The organism is uncultured Gilvimarinus sp. (assembly GCF_963972205.1).
GTDB classification, from domain to species: Bacteria; Pseudomonadota; Gammaproteobacteria; order Pseudomonadales; family Cellvibrionaceae; genus Gilvimarinus; species Gilvimarinus japonicus.
Genome location: NZ_CAXAUC010000004.1, coordinates 110,151 through 129,339 on the forward strand (window position 1 = coordinate 110,151; position 19,189 = coordinate 129,339).

The 19,189-nt window shown below is 53.8% G+C and carries 20 protein-coding genes; 8 read left to right on the forward strand and 12 right to left on the reverse strand.

Annotation, left to right across the window (positions count from 1 at the left end):
- Positions 1-4: 4 nt before the first annotated feature.
- A complete protein-coding gene (ampE, locus tag AACY82_RS08885; protein ID WP_339616442.1) occupies positions 5-910 on the forward strand; it encodes a regulatory signaling modulator protein AmpE in 906 nt (301 codons plus the stop codon).
- Between the two features lie 9 nt (positions 911-919).
- Positions 920-1,402, forward strand: a complete 483-nt coding sequence (locus AACY82_RS08890) for a YajQ family cyclic di-GMP-binding protein (protein WP_339616443.1) — start codon at positions 920-922, stop codon at positions 1,400-1,402.
- Between the two features lie 22 nt (positions 1,403-1,424).
- On the opposite strand, the gene cysZ is transcribed toward AACY82_RS08890, so the two are convergent.
- From cysZ to AACY82_RS08920, 6 genes are all read right to left on the reverse strand, one after another.
- Entirely contained in the window at positions 1,425-2,171 is a 747-nt protein-coding gene (cysZ, locus tag AACY82_RS08895; RefSeq protein ID WP_339616444.1) for a sulfate transporter CysZ, read from the reverse strand.
- Between the two features lie 9 nt (positions 2,172-2,180).
- The gene (locus tag AACY82_RS08900) at positions 2,181-2,477 is read right to left on the reverse strand and encodes a PA4642 family protein (RefSeq protein ID WP_339616445.1); all 297 of its coding nucleotides are present in this window, start codon (positions 2,475-2,477) and stop codon (positions 2,181-2,183) included.
- Positions 2,474-3,922, reverse strand: coding sequence for an Asp-tRNA(Asn)/Glu-tRNA(Gln) amidotransferase subunit GatB (gene gatB, locus AACY82_RS08905; protein WP_339616446.1), 1,449 nt, complete (start codon positions 3,920-3,922; stop codon positions 2,474-2,476). Before gatB ends, AACY82_RS08900 begins: the two co-directional genes overlap by 4 nt.
- A 12-nt stretch (positions 3,923-3,934) precedes the next feature.
- Complete coding sequence (gene gatA / locus AACY82_RS08910) at positions 3,935-5,389, reverse strand: Asp-tRNA(Asn)/Glu-tRNA(Gln) amidotransferase subunit GatA (RefSeq protein ID WP_339616447.1); 1,455 nt, start codon at positions 5,387-5,389, stop codon at positions 3,935-3,937.
- A 79-nt stretch (positions 5,390-5,468) separates the two neighbouring features.
- A complete protein-coding gene (gene gatC, locus AACY82_RS08915; protein WP_339616448.1) occupies positions 5,469-5,756 on the reverse strand; it encodes an Asp-tRNA(Asn)/Glu-tRNA(Gln) amidotransferase subunit GatC in 288 nt (95 codons plus the stop codon).
- Positions 5,757-5,926: 170 nt separating this feature from the next.
- Positions 5,927-6,202 carry a hypothetical protein gene (locus tag AACY82_RS08920; RefSeq protein ID WP_339616449.1) on the reverse strand — a complete coding sequence of 92 codons (276 nt, stop codon included), beginning with the start codon at positions 6,200-6,202 and terminating at the stop codon, positions 5,927-5,929.
- Between AACY82_RS08920 and AACY82_RS08925 the strand changes: the two genes are divergently transcribed.
- The 6 genes from AACY82_RS08925 (at position 6,201) to AACY82_RS08950 (ending at position 14,895) form a co-directional block, all read left to right on the forward strand.
- A complete protein-coding gene (locus AACY82_RS08925) occupies positions 6,201-7,235 on the forward strand; it encodes a rod shape-determining protein (protein ID WP_339616450.1) in 1,035 nt (344 codons plus the stop codon). The genes AACY82_RS08920 and AACY82_RS08925 overlap by 2 nt on opposite strands.
- Before the next feature lie 101 nt (positions 7,236-7,336).
- Positions 7,337-8,158, forward strand: a complete 822-nt coding sequence (mreC, locus tag AACY82_RS08930) for a rod shape-determining protein MreC (protein WP_339616581.1) — start codon at positions 7,337-7,339, stop codon at positions 8,156-8,158.
- 6 nt (positions 8,159-8,164) lie between these two features.
- Positions 8,165-8,662 (forward strand): rod shape-determining protein MreD, encoded by a 498-nt coding sequence (gene mreD / locus AACY82_RS08935; RefSeq protein ID WP_339616451.1) that lies wholly within the window; start codon positions 8,165-8,167, stop codon positions 8,660-8,662.
- A gap of 18 nt (positions 8,663-8,680) precedes the next feature.
- Positions 8,681-9,310, forward strand: a complete 630-nt coding sequence (locus AACY82_RS08940; protein WP_339616452.1) for a Maf family protein — start codon at positions 8,681-8,683, stop codon at positions 9,308-9,310.
- Positions 9,311-9,365: 55 nt separating this feature from the next.
- Positions 9,366-10,835 (forward strand): ribonuclease G, encoded by a 1,470-nt coding sequence (rng, locus tag AACY82_RS08945; protein ID WP_339616453.1) that lies wholly within the window; start codon positions 9,366-9,368, stop codon positions 10,833-10,835.
- Positions 10,836-10,884: 49 nt separating this feature from the next.
- Complete coding sequence (locus AACY82_RS08950; protein WP_339616454.1) at positions 10,885-14,895, forward strand: YhdP family protein; 4,011 nt, start codon at positions 10,885-10,887, stop codon at positions 14,893-14,895.
- A 24-nt stretch (positions 14,896-14,919) separates the two neighbouring features.
- On the opposite strand, the gene yjgA is transcribed toward AACY82_RS08950, so the two are convergent.
- The 6 genes from yjgA to AACY82_RS08980 form a co-directional block, all read right to left on the reverse strand.
- Complete coding sequence (gene yjgA / locus AACY82_RS08955) at positions 14,920-15,438, reverse strand: ribosome biogenesis factor YjgA (RefSeq protein WP_339616455.1); 519 nt, start codon at positions 15,436-15,438, stop codon at positions 14,920-14,922.
- Between the two features lie 72 nt (positions 15,439-15,510).
- A complete protein-coding gene (locus tag AACY82_RS08960; RefSeq protein ID WP_339616456.1) occupies positions 15,511-15,783 on the reverse strand; it encodes an HPr family phosphocarrier protein in 273 nt (90 codons plus the stop codon).
- Positions 15,784-16,662, reverse strand: coding sequence for an RNase adapter RapZ (gene rapZ / locus AACY82_RS08965; protein WP_339616457.1), 879 nt, complete (start codon positions 16,660-16,662; stop codon positions 15,784-15,786).
- A 10-nt stretch (positions 16,663-16,672) separates the two neighbouring features.
- Complete coding sequence (ptsN, locus tag AACY82_RS08970) at positions 16,673-17,131, reverse strand: PTS IIA-like nitrogen regulatory protein PtsN (RefSeq protein WP_339616458.1); 459 nt, start codon at positions 17,129-17,131, stop codon at positions 16,673-16,675.
- A 29-nt stretch (positions 17,132-17,160) separates the two neighbouring features.
- On the reverse strand, positions 17,161-17,451 hold the full coding sequence (gene raiA, locus AACY82_RS08975) for a ribosome-associated translation inhibitor RaiA (RefSeq protein ID WP_339616459.1): 291 nt from the start codon (positions 17,449-17,451) through the stop codon (positions 17,161-17,163).
- Between the two features lie 130 nt (positions 17,452-17,581).
- Positions 17,582-19,111 (reverse strand): RNA polymerase factor sigma-54, encoded by a 1,530-nt coding sequence (locus AACY82_RS08980; protein WP_339616460.1) that lies wholly within the window; start codon positions 19,109-19,111, stop codon positions 17,582-17,584.
- Positions 19,112-19,189 lie beyond the last annotated feature (78 nt).

The window sequence follows — 19,189 nt, forward strand, 5'->3', positions numbered from 1 at the left end:
GCCCGTGACATTAATAAGTTTGGTGATAGTGCTATTGCTGGTGCAGTGGTGGGGGTCGGGTAAGCCCTTGCACCGGGATCAATGGTTTTTTAGTGGGTGGCAATTACTCAACGCAAACACTCGTGCGCAAAGTGCCCCCTGGTTATGCGCCGTCGCCGTCGCTGTGCCAGTTGTTGTGCTGCTGGCGGTCGTTCTTGCCGTTATTGTTTGGCTGCCTGCCGGCTGGCTCATTGTTCTGAATATTCCGGTGTTGCTGTACAGCTTAGGGCGTGGGGATTTCTCTGGGGCGGTGCACACTTATGTCGAGGCCGCCCATACGGGGGATTCGGTCAAAGCCGTGAATGTCTTGGATGGTATGAATCTCGACCCGGATTTACGTGGTGGCCGTAACAATGGTGATTGGACGGCTCTTAATCGTGAGGCGTTGCGGGTGTTTACCTATCGTGGCTTTGAGCGAATGTTTGCGGTTATTTTTTGGTTTGTAGTGGCCGGTGCGCCAGGGGCACTGGCCTACCGTCTGAGTGTGTTGTTGTGGGTGCACTTGCTAAAGGTTAATGATAAACGCGCGGCTGTTGTAGCGCGCGCGGTGACGTTAATTGAGTGGCCCGCGGCGCGTTTATTGGGTTTAAGCTGGGCCCTGGTTGGGCATTTTGACCTTTGTATGGTGCGCTGGCGCCACTTGTGGTTATCATTGCACACCTTAACACCGGTATTTTTGGTGTCGGTGCTGCTCGGGGCTATGGGCGAAGAGGGTGAGTGGGCTAAATCTGGTGACTCGCGTCGGTTCCAGCCTGCAGCGCGTATCGAGCCGAGTTATTCGCTGCACTTGGTCGAGTCCACTGCGAGTATGTTCTCCCGCGCACTTTTGCTCTGGGTGTTTGCCGCAGCCGTCGTAACGCTATTGATTTGAGGAAAAAGCATGCCTTCGTTTGATGTGGTTTCGGAAGTAGAAAAGCACGATTTGACCAATGCGGTCGATCAAGTAAAGCGAGTGATTGTAACGCGCTATGATTTTAAAGGAGTCGATGCCGACTTCGAGTTAAAAGACTATGTTGTTACTATGACGGCCGAGGCCGAGTTCCAGCTGCAACAAATGCGCGATATGCTGCAAAGTGCATTGCTAAAAAATAAGATTGATATTGCCTGTCTTGAGATGAAGCCTCCGCGGGCCAGCGGTAAAAAGTCCATTCAAGATGTGGTGGTGCGCACTGGCGTAGAGACCGAGCTTGCCAAAAAAATCGTCAAAATGATTAAAGAGCAAAAGCTTAAAGTGCAAGCGCAAATACAGGGTGATCAGCTGCGGGTTACCGGTAAAAAGCGCGATGATTTACAGGGGGTTATCGCCTTTTTGAAGTCGTCTGATATCGAATTGCCACTGCAATTTACTAATTTTCGCGATTGATGCGCTGGCGGCGCTTGGCATTTTAGTCGGCGACGTTTATGTGCCTAAGAGATTCCACCCAATACACCGTTGCCCCTGCTACTGCGATGGGCATGGCAAAAATATTAATGATTGGGAACATGCTGGCGAGCATAATCATGCCGCCAAAGGGGTAACTTGTCAGTGGTGCACGGCCCAGCAGGTGGCGCATGCGAACGAAGGTTGTCTGGTGGTTGTCGGCGGGGTAATCAATATACTGGACGGCCATGCACCACGCCGACCACAGTGCACCAATAAGCAGTACTACAAGGTTCAGGCCGGGAATAAACCAGCTGAGCAACACCAGCAATAAAATAAGCAGACCACGGGTTATAAAATACCAAATCTTAACCAGCTCGCGACCAAGGGTGCGGGGTATAAGCTTGCCCCAGCTCTCTTCTGGCGGCTTGATGCCGGTCAGTTTTTGCTCGATTTTTTCGGCTAAAATACCGTAAAAGGGGGCGGCTATTAAATTGGTAATGACGTTAAAGCTGTAGCCATAAATAAATAGTACGGCAAAGGCAAAAATTGCCCACAGTAACCACGCTAAAAATTCGAGCCAGCCGGGCAACCAACCCATCAGAAGCGTCAAAAAATCACTAAACAGGTGAATGAGTGCCAAGGTGGTAAAGACAAATACCACCACGTTGGCCAAGAGCGGCACAATAATAAACCGCTTAAGCCCGGGGCTGGCGAGTAGTCGTGCCCCCTGGCTTAGATGGTTAAGTGCGCTGACAGGGTTGCCCTTCATACGTTTGGGCTAGTGGGCCCCGGCTTGCTCAAGCGCCGCAATATAGTCATCCGACAACCGGTGGCTTTTAATGGTTTGTAAAAAGGTCCTATCGTTAGGGCCTTTGGCGTTTAGATCGTAACCGGCCTGCTTAAAAAAGGTCAGGAATGTTTCAAAGTTTTCTTCACGCATGCCTCGGTAGGCCTTTTCCAGCAAGTGGAAGTCGCGGCTGATGCCTTCGGGGGCCGGGTATTGTAAAAAGCCTTCGATGCGTTCGTTATCAAAAACTTCCCCTAAAACTTTTTGCTTGTCTTTTTTTAGTGTCATTGCTCGTTCAACTTTTTAAGTAGGATTTCGTTTACCGCTTGCGGGTTGGCCTGACCTTTACTGGCCTTCATGATTTGACCAACAAAAAAGCCCAGCATTTTAGGGCGTTTGGCGTCATCGGCATTGACGTAGTTTTGCACTTGCGTTTGGTTGTTGGCGATTACCTCGTCAACCATTTTTTCTAGGGCGCCGGTATCGCTGACTTGTTTAAGTCCGCGCGACTCAATAATACTGTCGGCATCGCCTTCGCCATTGCACATGCCTTCAAATACTTGCTTGGCGATTTTTCCAGAAATGGTGCCATCTTTGATGCGGACGATCAGCCCGGCTAATTGCTCTGCGGTAAACGGGCACTCGCTTAGCGAGGCGTCAGATTTGTTGAGGTAACCTGCTAAGTCTACCGTTACCCAGTTGGCTGCGAGCTTTGGCTCACCCGAGGTTTTTGCCACAATTTCAAAAAACTCGGCGGTGCGGCGGTCGCTGGTTAATACATTGGCATCGTATGACGATAAATCGTACTCACTAACAAAGCGATCGCGCTTGGCGTCGGGTAGTTCTGGCAAGGTGCGCTTGATGGTGTCGATATATTCGTCATCTAAAATAACCGGCAGTAGATCCGGGCAGGGGAAGTAGCGGTAGTCGTTGGCGACTTCTTTGCTGCGCATAGGGCGCGTTTCATTCTTGTCGGCGTCGTACAGGCGGGTTTCCTGAGGGATCTTGCCGCCGTCTTCGATGATCTCGATCTGCCGTTCGGCCTCAACATTGATAGCCTTCTCGACAAATTTAAATGAGTTGATGTTTTTGATCTCGCAGCGGTTGCCGAGCTTCTCTTCACCTTTCAAGCGCACTGAGACGTTCGCATCGCAGCGCATGGAGCCCTGCGACATTTCACCGTCCGATATGCCCAGGTAGGTAATAATCGAGTGGATTTTTTTCAGGTAGGCTACAGCCTCTTCGGCTGAGCGCATATCGGGCTCCGAAACGATCTCGATCAGTGGCGTGCCGGCGCGGTTTAGGTCGATACCGCTCATGCCTTGGTAATCTTCGTGGAGTGACTTGCCGGCATCTTCCTCTAGGTGGGCGTGGTGCAAACGCACGGCCCGTTGGCGGCCGTCTGCCAGTTCGATATTGGTGACCCCAGGGCCGACAATGGGCTCTTCCAGCTGCGTGGTTTGGTAGCCTTTGGGCAGATCGGGGTAAAAGTAGTTTTTACGCTCAAATACCGAGCGCTTGCCGATGTCGGAATTCATTGCCAGGCCAAACATAATGGCAAAGCGAAACGCCTCTTCGTTAGCGACTGGCAGGGTGCCGGGCATGGCTAAATCAATCGCGCAGGCCTGTGTGTTGGCGGCGGCACCAAAGGCGGTGCTGGCGCCGGAGAATATTTTTGACTGGGTGGCGAGCTGAACGTGAATCTCAAGCCCGATTACAATTTCCCATTCCATCGTGTCGTCCTCTTAGGCGGTGGCCGGTGCCAACTGCTGGTGAAAGTCAGTCGCGAGCTGAAATTGATGTGCGACATTCAGGAGCTTGCCCTCGGCAAAGTAGTTGCCGATTAACTGCAGGCCAACCGGCTTGCCGTCGACTAAACCGCAGGGGATAGATAGCCCGGGCAATCCGGCTAAGTTGGTGGCGATGGTGTAAATATCCTCTAAATACATGGCGACTGGGTCTTGGGTTTTGGCGCCAAATTCAAACGCTGGTGACGGCGAGGTGGGGCCAAGGATAACGTCGACATCGGCAAAGGCCTCGACAAAGTCCTGTTTGATCAGGCGACGCACTTGTTGTGCTTTGTTGTAATACGCATCGTAATAACCGGCACTTAACGCGTAGGTACCTACTAAGATACGGCGTTTTACTTCATCCCCAAAGCCTTCGCTGCGCGAGCGTTTATAAAGATCGGCGAGATCTTTTGGGGCGTCGCAGCGGTGGCCGTAGCGTACACCATCAAAACGCGATAAGTTGGCTGAGCACTCTGCGGGCGCAATAACGTAGTAAGCGGGCACCGCTAGATGTGTGTGTGGCAAGCTAATTGAGCGGGTTTTAGCGCCGAGCGACTCATAGGTTTTGATCGCCTCTTGGACGGCCCTGGCCGTGTCTGGGTGAAGGCCTTCGCCAAAGTACTCCTCTGGGATGCCAATCGTTAGCCCGGCCAGTGAGTCGCCGAGGTTTGCCGTGTAATCTTCTAGTGGTTGATCGACGCAGGTGGAGTCTTTGTCGTCAAAGCTCGCCATAACGTTTAGCATCAGGGCGGCGTCTTCGGCGTTGCGCGTTAAAGTGCCGGCTTGGTCGAGGCTGGAGGCAAACGCAATCATGCCCCAGCGCGACACCCGGCCGTAAGTTGGCTTGATGCCGGTAAGGCCGCACAGGGCGGCAGGCTGGCGAATCGAGCCGCCGGTGTCGCTAGCGGTGGCGCCGGGCGCAAGCAGCGCGGCTACTGCAGCGGCAGAGCCGCCAGACGAGCCGCCGGGCACGCAGTTGGTGTTCCAGGGGTTTTTAACCGGGCCGTAGTAACTGGTCTCGTTGGAAGAGCCCATGGCGAACTCGTCCATATTGGTCTTGCCCAGCATTACCGCGCCGGCTTTTAAATAGTTCTCGACAATGGTGGCATCGTAAGGTGCGATAAAGGTATCGAGCATCTTAGAGCCGCAGCTGGTGCGCACCCCTTGCGTGCAAAAAATATCTTTATGGGCAATGGGGATACCGCACAGCGGCGAGCTGTCGCCCTCGGCCAAACGTGCGTCAGCGGCCTGTGCTTGGGCGAGCGCTTGCTCTGGGGTCACGGTAATGTAGCTGTTGTAGTTTGCATCGAGTGCGGCAATACGATCTAGGTAATGCTGGGTTAGCTCGACACTGGAAATCTCTTTACTGCGCAGCGCTTTGCCGAGCTGGGCAATGGTTTTGGTGTGCATGGAATCTGTCCTTTGGAGTAACTTGCCGGTGGCGCAATAGCGCTCGCACGTGGGTTGGGGCGGTCTCGCAACGGTGCGGTTATTCAATCACTCGCGGCACTAAGTACAGGCCATCTTCAGTGGCTGGTGCCATAGCTTGTAGGCTTTCGCGTTGATTTGGCTCGGTCACCTCGTCACGACGCAAACGCTGTACGGCGTCTAACGGGTGGGCCATTGGGCTAACGCCACTGGTATCGGCCGCTTGCAGTTGATCGACAAGCTCTAGCACCTCGGAGATGCTTTGCGCCACGTTGGCGGCGGCCTCGTCTGAAATATCGATGCGCGACAATTCGGCGAGTTTCTCGATGTCGCTTTTGTTTACAGCCATGGGCGTGCTCCGTCTGGTGCGCAGGTGCCGACAAATGCGGCGGGCGCGGGCGTACTAATCGTCTAAGTTGGGTAATTTTACGGGTAAAAGGTCGATTGCGGCCATCATTACTGAAAAAAATACCGACTTTGCCCTAAAAGGCGGTAAAGTTATCACATTTGTGCCTTGCCCTAAATCCCCGCCGTTGATAGAGTGCCAGCATCCCCCAAGGGGTCTGTGGTTAGTGGCTCTCGCAGTTGTCGCTGAGTCAGTGGTAAGCCGATTGTGCAAATGTCGGCGGCAAGGGCTATTAAGCACAGCATTTTTGGGACTCGTTGAATGTTTTCGGCGGGCGCGGCAGCGTCTACGCCGCCGTTTGCATTAGTCCGTTTATAGCAAACAGAGCCCGGCTCGCCTGCCTTGGGGCGAGTTGGCACTACCAGTATCTTAAGGCCATCAACACTCATGTTTAAATATCTTCGCGGCGCTTTCTCCAATGACCTCTCTATCGATTTAGGTACAGCTAACACCCTGATTTATGTGCGCGGGCGAGGCATTGTGCTCGACGAGCCATCAGTGGTTGCTATTCGCCACCACAATGGGCAAAAAATTGTCGAGGCGGTGGGCATGGAGGCAAAGCGTATGCTGGGCCGTACGCCGGGCAACATTACCGCGATTCGCCCGTTAAAAGACGGCGTGATTGCCGACTTTCAGGTGACCGAGAAAATGCTTCAGCATTTTATTCGCAAAGTGCACGAGAACAGCTGGTTTGCGCCGAGCCCGCGGGTACTGATTAGTGTACCTTGTTTGTCCACAGAGGTAGAGAAACGCGCGATTCGCGAATCGGCGCTAGGTGCTGGTGCACTGGAGGTTCGTTTAATTGAAGAGCCGATGGCCGCCGCAATTGGTGCGGGCTTAAAAGTTGCCGAAGCCAACGGTTCGATGGTGGTCGACATTGGTGGCGGTACGACTGAAATTGCCGTTATCTCGCTTAACGGTGTGGTGTACTCCGACTCGGTGCGTATTGGTGGTGACCGTTTTGACGAGGCGATTGTGAACTATGTGCGCCGTCACTATGGCAGTATTATTGGCGATGCCACGGCCGAGCGGATCAAGCAAGAGATTGGTTGTGCCTACGCCAGCAGCGAAGTGCGCGAGATCGATGTGCGCGGCCGCAACCTGGCCGAAGGGGTGCCTCGCAGCTTTACCTTAAATAGCGATGAAATTTTAGAGGCGCTGCAAGAGCCGTTGGCCGGTATTGTGCAGTCGGTTAAGAGCGCGCTCGAGCAATCCCCTCCTGAGTTGGCCTCCGATATTGCCGAGAGCGGCGTAGTGTTAACCGGTGGTGGCGCTTTGCTGCGCGACATTGATCGCTTGTTAGCCAACGAGACGGGTCTGCCATTTGTGGTTGCTGAAGATCCTCTTACCTGTGTTGCTCGCGGTGGTGGATTGGCGATGGAGATGAATGACAAACGCAATATTGATTTGTTGTCTTCGTAATTTTAGTTAAACATTGGTCGCGCGGCTTGTTGCAACTTTGACAGCCGGTCGCGCTTAAAACGGCATAGTGCGTTACGTCGGGAGATGCCGCCATTAAAACACTGTTCACAAAAGGCCCTGCTGTCAGCTTTCGCTTTGCCTTTTTTGGCTTAGTGGCTTTAGCGCTGGTGTTAATTAGCCTTTATACCGACTGGCTCGACCCTGCGCGGCGTGAGCTAAGCACTCTTGCCAAACCCTTCTATCAAATTACCGATATTCCCCGTCGGATCGGCGAGTGGAGCGATGAGACGTTCGTCTCGCGCGCTGAGCTCGTGCAAGAGAAAGACCGGCTCGCGTCTGAGTTGTTGATTCATCAGCGTAAGCTGCAACAAATGGCGGCGCTGGCGGCCGAGAATGTGCGTTTGCGGCAATTGCTTAATGCCACCGAGATTCTCGAAGACGATGTTTTAGTGGCCGAGTTAATCGGCGTCTCTCCCAATCCGCTTAGTCACACACTGGTGCTCAATCGTGGCAGTGATGACGGTGTCTACGTTGGCCAGCCGGTGCTGGACGCGAAAGGGCTGATGGGGCAAGTGATCGAAGTTGGCGCAGATAGCGCTCGGGTGCTGCTGCTAACCGACCCCTCTCATGCACTGCCGGTGCAAATCAATCGCAATGGCATCCGTACCATTGCCGAGGGCACGGGCTCGCTCGACAGCTTGACGCTGCGCCACGTCTCTAATACCACGGACATCCGAGTGGGTGATTTGCTGGTGAGTTCGGGTTTAGGGCAGCGCTTTCCCGCGGGCTACCCGGTGGCTGTAGTCGAGAACATCGAGCGCGACCCCGGCCAGCCGTTTGCGCAAATTACCGCCCGCCCCATGGCGCAGATGGATCGTGCGCGTAATGTTTTGCTGGTGTTTGACGCACCTCAGGTCGATTGACCCGGTATGTGGCCCGATCGTTTTCCCGTTTATGTTTTAGTGTTGCTGACGTTGTTCGTCGCCATCTTGCTCGACGTTTACCCGCTGGCACTGGAATATAGGATTTTTCGCCCTCAGTTTGTGCTGTTGGTGACCATTTACTGGATCTACATTTTGCCCCAGAGTAGCAGCATGGCGCTGCTAGTCGTTTTGGGCGTATTGCTGGACGTTACCGTGGGTTCTCCGTTGGGGCAGCACCCATTGATGCTGACGGTAGTGGGCTATTTGTGTCTGCGTAGTTATCGTCGGGTACGTCACTTTGCCCGCTGGCAAGAGTCACTTTGGGTGTTGTTGTTGGTCGCCTGCGCCCAGCTGCTGGCCTATTGGGTGCAAGCTCTGGGTGGGCGAGCAATGGACGGATTTGGTTTTCTATTGCCGGCCGTAGCCAGTGCTTGCTGTTGGCCTTTATTGGCGATGTTATTTGATGGTTTGCGTCGTCATTATCGTATTGCCCGCCAAGTCTAACGTTTACGGGGTATTGTGATGAGCTCCGCTCCCGCTCAATTGTTTCTTGCTTCCGGCTCCCCCCGACGCGCGCAACTTTTGCGTCAAATCGGCGTGGCGTTTTCCCGTGTGGTCATTGATGTGCCGGAGGTGCCCGCGAAAGATGAGTCCCCCGAGCAATATGTAACTCGCTTGGCTCGAACTAAAGCTGAGGCTGGTTGGCAATCTCTACTGGCTACTCGGCCACGCGCAACCCCTTACGCGTCTCAGCCACAAGTAGTGTTGGGTGCCGATACCCTTGGGGTGCTCGACGATCAGCTGCTGGAAAAACCCCACAACAAAGCGCACGCGGCGCAGTTGTTGCGATCGATGTCTAATCGCGCGCATACCGTGATAACGGCTGTTGCGGTTACCGATGGTAAGCAGCTTGATGTAGCGCTGGTGCGCACCGAAGTGTGCTTTCGTGAGTTGAGCGACGCCGAGATTGAAGCGTATTGGCATACCGGTGAACCGGTCGATAAGGCGGGTGGGTATGGGATTCAGGGGTTGGGTGCGGTTTTTGTGCGTGAGATTCACGGCAGCTACTCCAATGTCGTCGGTTTGCCGCTGGAGACGACAGCACCCCTGTTGAGCAAGTACAATGTCCCTTTTTGGGGTGCTCCAGAATGAGTCGATGGTTGATGACTTATGCGCGCTTCAAAATCACACGGGCGGGACACGCACAGTGAGTGAAGAGATTCTGATCAATGTATCCCCGGTTGAAACCCGGGTGGCGCTAGTAGATAACGGGGTGCTGCAAGAGTTGCACATCGAGCGCAGCCACGGTCGCGGCTTTGTGGGCAATATCTATAAAGGTAAGGTTGTGCGAGTGCTGCCGGGCATGCAGGCCGCGTTTGTCGATATTGGTTTAGAGCGCACTGGGTTTATTCACGCTCAGGAGTTGGTGCCAGAGCATGCCGAGGGTGAGCCGCGCCCGACTGAGTTGCCCGATATCCGCACATTGGTGCGTGAGGGGCAGCCTTTATTGGTACAGGTGAGTAAGGACCCGATCAGTACTAAAGGCGCTCGCTTGACGACTCATATCACCCTGTCATCTCGCTATCTCGTTTATATGCCTAACAGCGCTCATATTGGCGTGTCGATTCGTATTGATGATGACGCCGAGCGCAAGCGCTTGCGCGATGCCGTCGAGGCTAGCGTGCGCGAACACGGCTTTGACGGCGGGTTTATTGTGCGCACCGTTGCCGAGGGTATTCCGGCTGATGCCATCGTGAGCGATATTCCCTTTTTGCAAAAGCTCTGGCAAGACTTGAGCAACCGCTTGGCGACGATCAATGCCCCAGCGGTGATCTATGAAGATATGCCGCTTACACTGCGCTCGCTGCGTGACCTTGCGCGTCTTCCTATCGAAAAAATACGGGTTGATTCGCGCCAGACATGGTCGCAAATGCGCGAGTTTGCCAATGAGTACTGCCCGCAGTTAATCAATATTATTGAGTGCTATCAGGGGGAGAGGCCACTGCTGGATTTGTATGGGGTTGAAGACGAAATTGCGCGGGCGTTGGACTCGCGTGTGCCCCTTAAATCCAATGGTTATCTGATTGTCGAGCAGACCGAGGCCATGACGACGGTCGATGTTAATACCGGTGCTTTTGTCGGGCGGCGCAACCTGGAAGAGACGATTTTTAAAACCAATATGGAAGCGGCGGGTGCTATTGCCCGACAATTAAGGGTACGCAACATTGGTGGCATCATCGTGTTGGATTTTATCGATATGCAAGACCCCGAGCACCAGCGGCAAGTGTTGCGCACGCTCGAAAAAGCCTTAGATCGCGATCACTCTAAAACCAAAATTACCGGCGTGTCAGAGTTAGGTTTAGTGGAGATGACCCGCAAACGCACGCGTGAGTCGCTGGGGCAAATGTTGTGCGAGAGCTGCTCTGTGTGTGGCGGCCGGGGGCAAGTTAAATCGGCCGAAACGGTTTGCTATGAAGTGTTTCGGGAGATTTTGCGAGAGGCGCGCGCTTACGATAATGAAAAGTTTTTGGTGTTGGCCGCCTCGGTTGTGGTCGATCGCTTGCTCGATGAAGACGCCGCCTATGTTGCCGACCTCGAGGCTTTTATTGGTCGTACCATCGAGTTTCAGGTAGAGCCTTTATTTACGCAGGAGCAGTACGACATTGTGCTGGTTTAGCGGGTACTACAGCGGACAGCTTGCGACACGGAGCGCGGAGGGCTAGCCGATGTTGCGGGCACTGGGCTATGTGTTGCGAAAACTGTGCTTGATACTGGCAGTGGCGGTGATCGCTCTGGCTGTGCTGGTGCAGGCGGGCCGTAGTTTTTCGTATCTAGTGGCCGACTACCGCCAAGAGCTTGAAACCTTATTGTCAGAGCAGTCCGGTGCGCAGGTGAAATTAACTCAGGTGAGCGCAGACTGGAGCGGCTTACAGCCAGTGCTCGATGTGCAAGGCATTGAGATAGATGCTCTGACGGGCGAGCGTTTACTGGCGATGGACAGCGCTCGGCTGCGACTGGATATCGTGGGTTCGGTTCTCGCCTGGAGACCCGTATGGGGTAATGTCGAACTGGCCGGTGGCACTATGGCTGTCCGTCAGGATGAATCGGGCCATTGGCAGCTGCAGGGAATTAGTAATGACGGTGCGCGCCCCAGCGGTGATTTGCACAATAAAATACTCGACATTCTGCTTGCCTCGCGACGCATTGCCTTTAACAAAACGCATTTAGACTTTCACTTTGACAGTGGCGAGCAAATACGCCTTAACTCCCCATCTTTGTTGCTCGAAAACAGCGGTAGTTTCCATCGGCTATTGGTGCGTGTGGATGTTGCCGAGCACCCGAATACTTTGTTTTTTTTACTTGAGGGGCGAGGCGACCCGCGCGACAAACGTTTTACCGCCGATGCCTACCTGCAGCTGCGAGACTTTCCCGCCAATAAACTTATCGATGTCTTGTTAAAAAAGACTGGCCTTGAAAATCAACAGGCGGGGGGCGATGGCGATATCAGTGCTAGCCTCTGGTTTGGTCGTAAAATTGGCAATGATAGTGTCAGTGTGGTGGGTGACCTTACATTAGCGGATGTCAGTATTCCTTTGGGGGATGCCGAAGCATCGTTAACGCACCTTCGCACCGAGGTGAGCGGACAGTTCGCGAGCGTTAAGCGTTGGCACCTGGCTTTGCAGCAATCGCTGTGGGTGCTGGATGAAGATACGCACCTTGAGCTGGATTTGGTGGCGCGCCGCGCCGGCGCAGAGGCTCCTTTAAGTGCCCAGTTGTCGAGTGTGAATTTGGCTAAGGTGACGCAGTTATTGCAGCAAGGCGAGCTGTTGGCGGCGCACCCTACATTGGCGGCATTAGTGGCTAGCCTCGATGCCAAAGGAAAGATCGACTCTCTCGAGTTGTCCGCTATGCCCGGCAAGTGGGCCGATTGGCAGTTAGCCGCTAACCTGGACAAGGTTAGCGTTGGCAGTTGGAATCGAGTGCCGGCTTTTAGCGATGTATCTGGCTATGTCCAAGCGAGTGCCCGAGGGGGCTTCGTACAGATCGATTCGCGCGATGGATTTAGCATGGCGTTTCCCGGAGTTTATCAAGAGCCAATGAGGTTTGATGGCGCGCGCGGGGAGGTGGCTTGGTATCTGCATCCAGATGAAAATCGCGTGTTCGTCAACAGCGGCCCGTTATTGTTGCACGATGGTGAAGAGCGCGCGCAAGGTTATTTTCATTTAGAGTTACCTTGGCAGCGCAATACTGGCCCAATAGATTTAACGGTGTATGTCAGTGCCGAAGATATAGCGGCCAGCCAGTATCGCAAATATTTACCTGAGATCGTCCCCGATGATGTAAAGCGATACCTGGAGCGCGGTATTGGCACGGATAATCCCGCCGTTGCACCACATGCCGCGTTTATTTATCGCGGTGCACTCAATAGTCGAGATCCCGCTGATCACAATGTGGCGTTGGCGCTAGACATTGCCCAGGGCTACTTTAATTATCACCCGGATTGGCCCGCCGCCCGCAATTTAACCGGGCGCTTATTGCTGGACAATGATGATTTGTACGCGTCTTTTTCTCGCGGTCAAATTTATAATAGCGATGTGAAAAACGCCAGCGTAACGCTAAAAGATAATCCGGTTGATGCCGGTAAGGTGTTGGCGGTAACCGGGCAGCTGGATGGCATTGCCAGCGACGGGCTGCGTATTTTGCGTCAGAGTGTTTTGCGCGATTACGTCGGTGACACGATGGATACATGGTATCTGCACGGTGACCTAGATGCCGCTGTGGACTTAACCATTCCCTTAACGTCCGGCGCGGCGGGTAGTTACCACAACCTGCAAATTGATGTCGATGCATCAACCTTTGCGTTGGATAATTACGGGTTGGAGCTTGAGAACTTTAACGGGCGAATTTTTTATAACAGTGATGATGGTCTGCGCTCTGAACGGTTGCACGGTCAGCTTTTTGGCCACGAGACAGCCATTACCTTGGGCACCGAACAACTAGAGCAACAAAGCAGAACGCTGATTGAGGTAGACACTCGCGCAAGTGTTAAACAATTGGCCCGTTGGAGCAAACAGCCCGCGCTACTATTTGCCGAAGGTGAGGTGCCGCTGAATGTTCATGTTGAACTGAATCATCGCAAAGCCAACCCAGCTGGTGACCAGCAGCCAGCTGAATTTCTGGCGGACGGTCAAGGCGGGCACGAGGACGACTTAATGGCGGCCGTTGGTGTTACCGCCGACCTTGCCGGCATTAAGGTTAATTTGCCCAAGCCGCTGGGTAAAAGTGCCAGTGAGCCGGGTCAACTGGTTATTAATTATATTTTAGGAAAGCAAACGGCTTTGGCCGACGTGCATTACTTAGATCGATTGCGCGCGACCTTACATGTCGAGCCCGGCACTCAGCAATTGCTGGGTGGTGCTATTGCGTTGGGCGGCGAGCCGGAAATGCTCGCGAGCCCTACCTTGCATTTTACCGGGCAGCTTGAGCAGATCGACCTTGATCCTTGGCAGCAGGTATTGCAACGCTACGGAGATTATTCCAGGCAATTGCTCGGCGCGGCGCAATCGGGTGCTTCAGGTGCGGCGCAACTCCCCTCGCTGGGTGTGCCACTCTCGGTGGATCTCCATATCAAAGAGCAAGCGGTGGCTGGCATTAGCGTGCAAGACGTGCAGTTACAGGTGCGCCAGTTAACCGAAGCGTGGGACTTTATGGTGTCGAGCGAGGTGTTAACCGCCGAGCTGAATTGGCCGCTAGACCAGGCTGTCCCTGCGCGCCTTAATATTTCGTATTTGCGGCTTCCGGCGCTTGCCGCGAACGATAATGAATCCGCACTTTCATCCGATGATACGGCTGAGCATCACCCGTTATTAACTGCGCAGTTATTGGCTCGGTTGCGCCCGGCGGAGGTGAACATCGAGCAGTTGCAGCTAGGCGACGACCATTACGGCCGTTGGCAGTTTAATGTTCAGCCTGATCCCGATGCTTTGGTGTTGAGTGATGTCTACGGCAGCGTCAGAGGCTTATCCATCGCCGGCCATGGCGAGGGTGGTGGCGCGCTGCGTTGGCAGCTAGAGCCCGAGAGAACGCAATTAAAGGCGCAGTTAAGTGCCACTGATATGGCGGACGTCATGCGTCAGTGGGAGGCCCCACAAAGTCTGGAAAGTGAGTCGGCGGTCTATCAACTGGCGTTGAGTTGGCCTGGCGACCCGTCCGCGTTTGAGCTTGCCAAGCTTGAGGGTGATGTCGCGACGGTTATTGGGTCAGGGCGTTTTATCCGAGACTCGGCCATTGCCGGTGAAGGGTTGTTACGCCTGATGGGGTTATTTAACTTTGATTCGCTAGCGCGCCGTTTGCGGTTGGATTTCTCGGATCTATACAAAAGCGGCTTAACCTTTGATGAAATCACCGGTGCGGTGCACTTTGATGCGGGCCAAATGGTGGTTGCTGAGCCGGTGTTACTGCGCACACCCTCAAGCCGTATGCAGCTGACCGGTACAGTGGATTTAGTGGATCAAACGCTTGATACACGCTTGGTAGCGACTTTGCCGATGGGTGGTAATTTGACGGTCATTGCCGCATTGGCGGCGGGGTTACCGGCCGCCGCGGGGGTTTTTGTCATCAGCAAATTATTCGAAGAGCAGATGAATAAAGTGACCAGTTTAACCTACAGTATTACTGGCGATTGGGATGACCCGGTGACGGCGTTTGATCGTGCGGCCGAAGCCGAAGAGCAATAGTGTGATGGTGGCTAAACGACAGTTTTATTCGTGTTGCGCTAAAGTGTCCCGAATATAACGAAACAGCTTGCGTGCGTGAGTCGTCGCCTTGGTTTGCGTTGGTGCTTTACGAGCCTGACGAATAAGCTGGCGTAAGTGTTGAATCTCGATGTTGGGGTATTCGGCAATAAAGCGATTCAGTGCGTCTGCCTCATCACTGAGTAGCTCATCGCGCCAGCGCTCAATTAAGTGCTGGCGTTGAATGCTAAGAGTGCCCTGAGATTTTATCGCGGCAAGTTGTGCGGCGACTTCTTCACCATCGACCAACTGCATCAATCGCCCAATACGCTGTAATTGCCGGCGTCTGGCTTCACGCTGGCGAATGCGTTCCATCTCCAGAATGGCCTCGCGCAACTCATCTGGCAGTTCGATATTGGCCAGTTGCGACTCTTTGAGTTCGGTAAGCTCTCGTCCGATTTCTTGCAGCACGTGCATGTCGCGTTTGCGCTGAGACTTACTCGGACCTTCGAATTCTTCAGTGTCTGCTTCAAAATCTGTCGTCATGGCGTCGCGGTTGGCTCGTGTTGGGTGGGGCGCGATTATAGCAGCTCATGCTGAGCGCTGCAGTGGTACGGGTTATTCGTCTTGCTCGTCGAATCCCGCTTCAATCAGCGCACAGATGGCCTCGACCGCCGCATGATCTTGGGGGCCCTCGGCACGTACGCATACCTCGGTACCCATACCGGCGGCCAGCATCATTAATGCCATCATGCTGGCGCAGTCGGCCGATTTATCCGCGGCCTGCAGCTGTATTTGGCAGGGATACTCTTTGGCTAGCGCAACCAGTTTGGCGGCAGAGCGGGCATGTAGGCCTTTATGGTTAACGATGGTAACAAACTTTTCTGGCATTTAATGGCTCTCTTTGGTTGAGTGGCCAAGCTCGCGATGTCTGACCTGGACATTGTCCAGTTGACTGGCAAAGTGAGCCTGCAACTTCTCACACAGGTAAACCGAGCGGTGTTGGCCGCCGGTACAGCCTATAGCAATAGTAATGTAGCTGCGGTTGTTGGCTCGATAATGCGGCCACCAGCGTTCTAAAAACCCTTTTACGTCCGCCAGCATGTCTTGCACCAGCGGCTGTTCGTCAAGAAATTGCGCGACATCCTGATCGATACCGGTTTGGCTGCGCAAGTTAGGGTCCCAGTGGGGGTTGGGAAGGCAGCGTGCGTCAAAGACTAAATCGGCGTTGTTGGGTGGCCCGTGTTTAAAACCAAAAGATTCAAACAGTACCGCCATACCCTCTGCGTCGGGCTCCGCCACTCGCTCTTTAATTAGCTCCCGTAATTGATGCACGTTTAATGCGCTGGTATCAACCACTAAGTCGGCGCTATCGCGCATAGGCAATAGTAGCTGCTGCTCAGTTTCAATCGCTTCTGTTAAATTTGTGTGTTTGTTGCTTAGGGGGTGTTTGCGCCGGGTCTCGCTAAAGCGCTGGACGATTTTATCGGCATCAGCATCTAGGAAGATAACGGTAAAGGGCAGGCGAGCATCGCGCAGTGGCTTGATGGCGACTGGAAACATTGCCAGGTCTTGCCAGGCATCGCGAATATCAATCCCGATGGCAAAGTTTTGGTTGTCGGCATCTTTATGCAGCTGAATTTGATCGACTAAGGCTGGCAGTAGGCTGATCGGTAAGTTGTCGATGCAGTTATAGCCGGAGTCTTCCAGCGCATTGAGCGCGGTACTTTTACCTGAGCCGGATAATCCGCTGACAATGACAAGGTGCATACACGCCTACCTATCCGTTGTCGTGAGCGATGGCGGCCGCGTATAGAGCCTGGCCGCTGTCAGCATCGCGCAGAGTTTGCCGATAGGCGCTTTCGTTGAGCGCCCCGGCCAATGCTGCCAGCGTGTGTAGATGTTCGTCATTGGCTTGATCGGGTACCAACATGGCAAACAGAACGTCGACGGGTTCGCCGTCAATCGCATCAAAATCTATCGGCGCTTTGAGCGTAATCAGTGCGGCGATGGTCGCTTCGCAGCCCGGCAGGCGGCTGTGAGGAATGGCAATGCCGTGGCCAATGCCGGTCGAGCCGAGTTTCTCACGCGCGACCAGGCGGCGAAAGATTTCGTCGGCATCCATGCCGGGGATACTCTCGGCAATGGTGTTGGCGAGAATTTCTAAGGCACGTTTTTTACTGACGCCTTCGATTCGGCTCAGGGTACGTTCAGGCGATAAGATCTGTGCAATTTGCATAGTATTTTGCGTAACTTGTTAGTAACTAATTAGCGGTGGCTGCGAAGTTTTTCTTTGTGTTTGATTAATTGCCGGTCGAGCTTGTCGGTCATGGCATCAATCGAGGTGTAGAGATCGTCTGACTCGGCGTCAGCAAAAATGTCTTTGCCGTTAACGTGAATCTTCGCCTCGGCTTTTTGCGTTTGTTTTTCTACCGACACGGTAACATTGATTGTGGTGATCAAATCGCTGTGGTGAGTCAGTCGTTCCAGTTTGGATTCGATGTGATTATGAATCGCTTCGGTGACATCGACGTGATGGCCGCTGATGGTTACTTGCATACACTGCTCCTCGTGTCTGTCTGCTGCCTAAGTTGTTGTGCTGCACCCTTGGTATTAGCGCATTGCCTCGAGCGATTGGCAGAACTTCAACATAGCAAGGATTAGAAGTTCTGTCACATGGGCCGGTGTCTTAACCCAGCCCTTTGCGCTCATTAGAAGGCGGAATATTCAACGACTCGCGATACTTGGCGATTGTACGCCGGGCAACGCGAATCCCTTGATCGGAAAGCATCTCGGTGATTTTGCTATCGCTCAGAGGTTTTTTCGGGTTCTCTGCCGCGACCAGCTTTTTAATAATAGCTCGGATTGCGGTCGACGAGCACTCGCCGCCAGAATCGGTGCTCACATGGCTAGAGAAAAAGTATTTTAACTCGAATATGCCTTGTGGCGTGTGCATGTACTTTTGGGTGGTGACCCGCGAGATAGTCGACTCATGCATCTCCACTAGCTCGGCAATATCGTGCAGCACCAGTGGCTTCATGGCCTCGGCGCCGTACTCTAAAAAACCACGTTGCTTTTCGACGATACAGGTGGCCACCTTTAGCAGAGTTTCGTTGCGACTTTGCAGGCTCTTTAAAAACCAGCGGGCCTCTTGCAGGTTGTCTTTTAAGAAGGTGTTGTCGCGGCTGGAGTCGGCGCGTTTGACCATAGAGGCGTAGCCGGAGTTGATCCGCAGCTTTGGCGCTATGTCTGGGTTGAGCTCAACTGTCCAGCGTCCTTCCTTCTTATCCACAAACACGTCGGGTACGACATACTCGGTTTCGCTGGTGCTGATGCCATCGCCGGGGTGTGGATTAAGGGTTTTAATCAACGCCACGGCTTGAGCTAACTCAGGTTCTTTGAGGCGGGTCTTGCGCATCAGTTGGCGGTAGTCGCGGCTACCGAGCAACGGCAAGTACTGGCGCACAATCAGTTGCGCCGCCTCTAAAAAAGGGGTGCTTTTGTCGTATTGGGCCAGCTGCACCAGTAAGCAGTCGACTAAGTCGATGCTGCAAGTGCCGCAAGGGTCAAACTGTTGTAAGCGGTGTTGTACCGCCTGCACCTCGTCGAGTTCTAGGTCGTCCCAATTGGCGGTTAAACCCTCAAAAATATCCTCGATACTGCTACTGAGAAGACCCGAGGGCTCGACGGAGTCAATGATCGCCAGGGCAATGATCTCATCGCGCTCGGACATGGGCGTGAGGTTGAGCTGCCACATTAGGTGGTCGTAGAGCGATTCGGTATTGCCGCGACGGCTTTCGAAGTCGTTATCGTCGCCCTCGTAGTTACTGGCGGGTAATGTTGACGACGAACTCTCGTAGACATCATCCCAGCTGGTATCAACGGGTAGGTCTTGCGGGATCGACTCGCTCCACTCGCTGTCAGCGGTGGGTTCGTCCGCCTCGGCGGTGGTTTGGGTGCTCGCTGGGTCTGCGGGGTTCAGCTCGTCCTGGCTGTTATCGCGGCGTTCATCTTTGCCGTCGGTGTCACTATCCTTTTGGTCGCTACCAGTGTTGTCGTCGAGGTTCTCCTCAACTTCGAGCATGGGGTTGGAGTCCAGCGCCTCTTGGATCTCTTGTTGCAGATCCAGCGTCGATAGCTGCAGGAGGCGGATGGCCTGTTGCAGCTGCGGCGTCATGGTGAGCTGTTGACCCAACTTTAGCTGTAGGGACTGCTTCATAATGTTAGCAATGGCACTCAGATTGTGTTGTTGTAACTGTGGAGTTTAGTCATCAACACCAAGCCAAGCAATAGTACT

What these genes read in the sequence shown, in the direction of transcription:
- gatC (WP_339616448.1), bottom strand. Translation starts at nt 5,756, where the DNA reads ATGGCTGTAAACAAAAGCGACATCGAGAAACTCGCCGAATTGTCGCGC.
- rapZ (WP_339616457.1), bottom strand. Translation starts at nt 16,662, where the DNA reads ATGCACCTTGTCATTGTCAGCGGATTATCCGGCTCAGGTAAAAGTACC.
- ptsN (WP_339616458.1), bottom strand. Translation starts at nt 17,131, where the DNA reads ATGCAAATTGCACAGATCTTATCGCCTGAACGTACCCTGAGCCGAATC.
- AACY82_RS08900 (WP_339616445.1), bottom strand. Translation starts at nt 2,477, where the DNA reads ATGACACTAAAAAAAGACAAGCAAAAAGTTTTAGGGGAAGTTTTTGAT.
- AACY82_RS08950 (WP_339616454.1), top strand. Translation starts at nt 10,885, where the DNA reads ATGTTGCGGGCACTGGGCTATGTGTTGCGAAAACTGTGCTTGATACTG.
- AACY82_RS08920 (WP_339616449.1), bottom strand. Translation starts at nt 6,202, where the DNA reads ATGAGTGTTGATGGCCTTAAGATACTGGTAGTGCCAACTCGCCCCAAG.
- mreD (WP_339616451.1), top strand. Translation starts at nt 8,165, where the DNA reads ATGTGGCCCGATCGTTTTCCCGTTTATGTTTTAGTGTTGCTGACGTTG.
- gatB (WP_339616446.1), bottom strand. Translation starts at nt 3,922, where the DNA reads ATGGAATGGGAAATTGTAATCGGGCTTGAGATTCACGTTCAGCTCGCC.
- yjgA (WP_339616455.1), bottom strand. Translation starts at nt 15,438, where the DNA reads ATGACGACAGATTTTGAAGCAGACACTGAAGAATTCGAAGGTCCGAGT.
- AACY82_RS08980 (WP_339616460.1), bottom strand. Translation starts at nt 19,111, where the DNA reads ATGAAGCAGTCCCTACAGCTAAAGTTGGGTCAACAGCTCACCATGACG.
- AACY82_RS08960 (WP_339616456.1), bottom strand. Translation starts at nt 15,783, where the DNA reads ATGCCAGAAAAGTTTGTTACCATCGTTAACCATAAAGGCCTACATGCC.
- AACY82_RS08890 (WP_339616443.1), top strand. Translation starts at nt 920, where the DNA reads ATGCCTTCGTTTGATGTGGTTTCGGAAGTAGAAAAGCACGATTTGACC.
- gatA (WP_339616447.1), bottom strand. Translation starts at nt 5,389, where the DNA reads ATGCACACCAAAACCATTGCCCAGCTCGGCAAAGCGCTGCGCAGTAAA.
- AACY82_RS08925 (WP_339616450.1), top strand. Translation starts at nt 6,201, where the DNA reads ATGTTTAAATATCTTCGCGGCGCTTTCTCCAATGACCTCTCTATCGAT.
- raiA (WP_339616459.1), bottom strand. Translation starts at nt 17,451, where the DNA reads ATGCAAGTAACCATCAGCGGCCATCACGTCGATGTCACCGAAGCGATT.
- AACY82_RS08940 (WP_339616452.1), top strand. Translation starts at nt 8,681, where the DNA reads ATGAGCTCCGCTCCCGCTCAATTGTTTCTTGCTTCCGGCTCCCCCCGA.
- cysZ (WP_339616444.1), bottom strand. Translation starts at nt 2,171, where the DNA reads ATGAAGGGCAACCCTGTCAGCGCACTTAACCATCTAAGCCAGGGGGCA.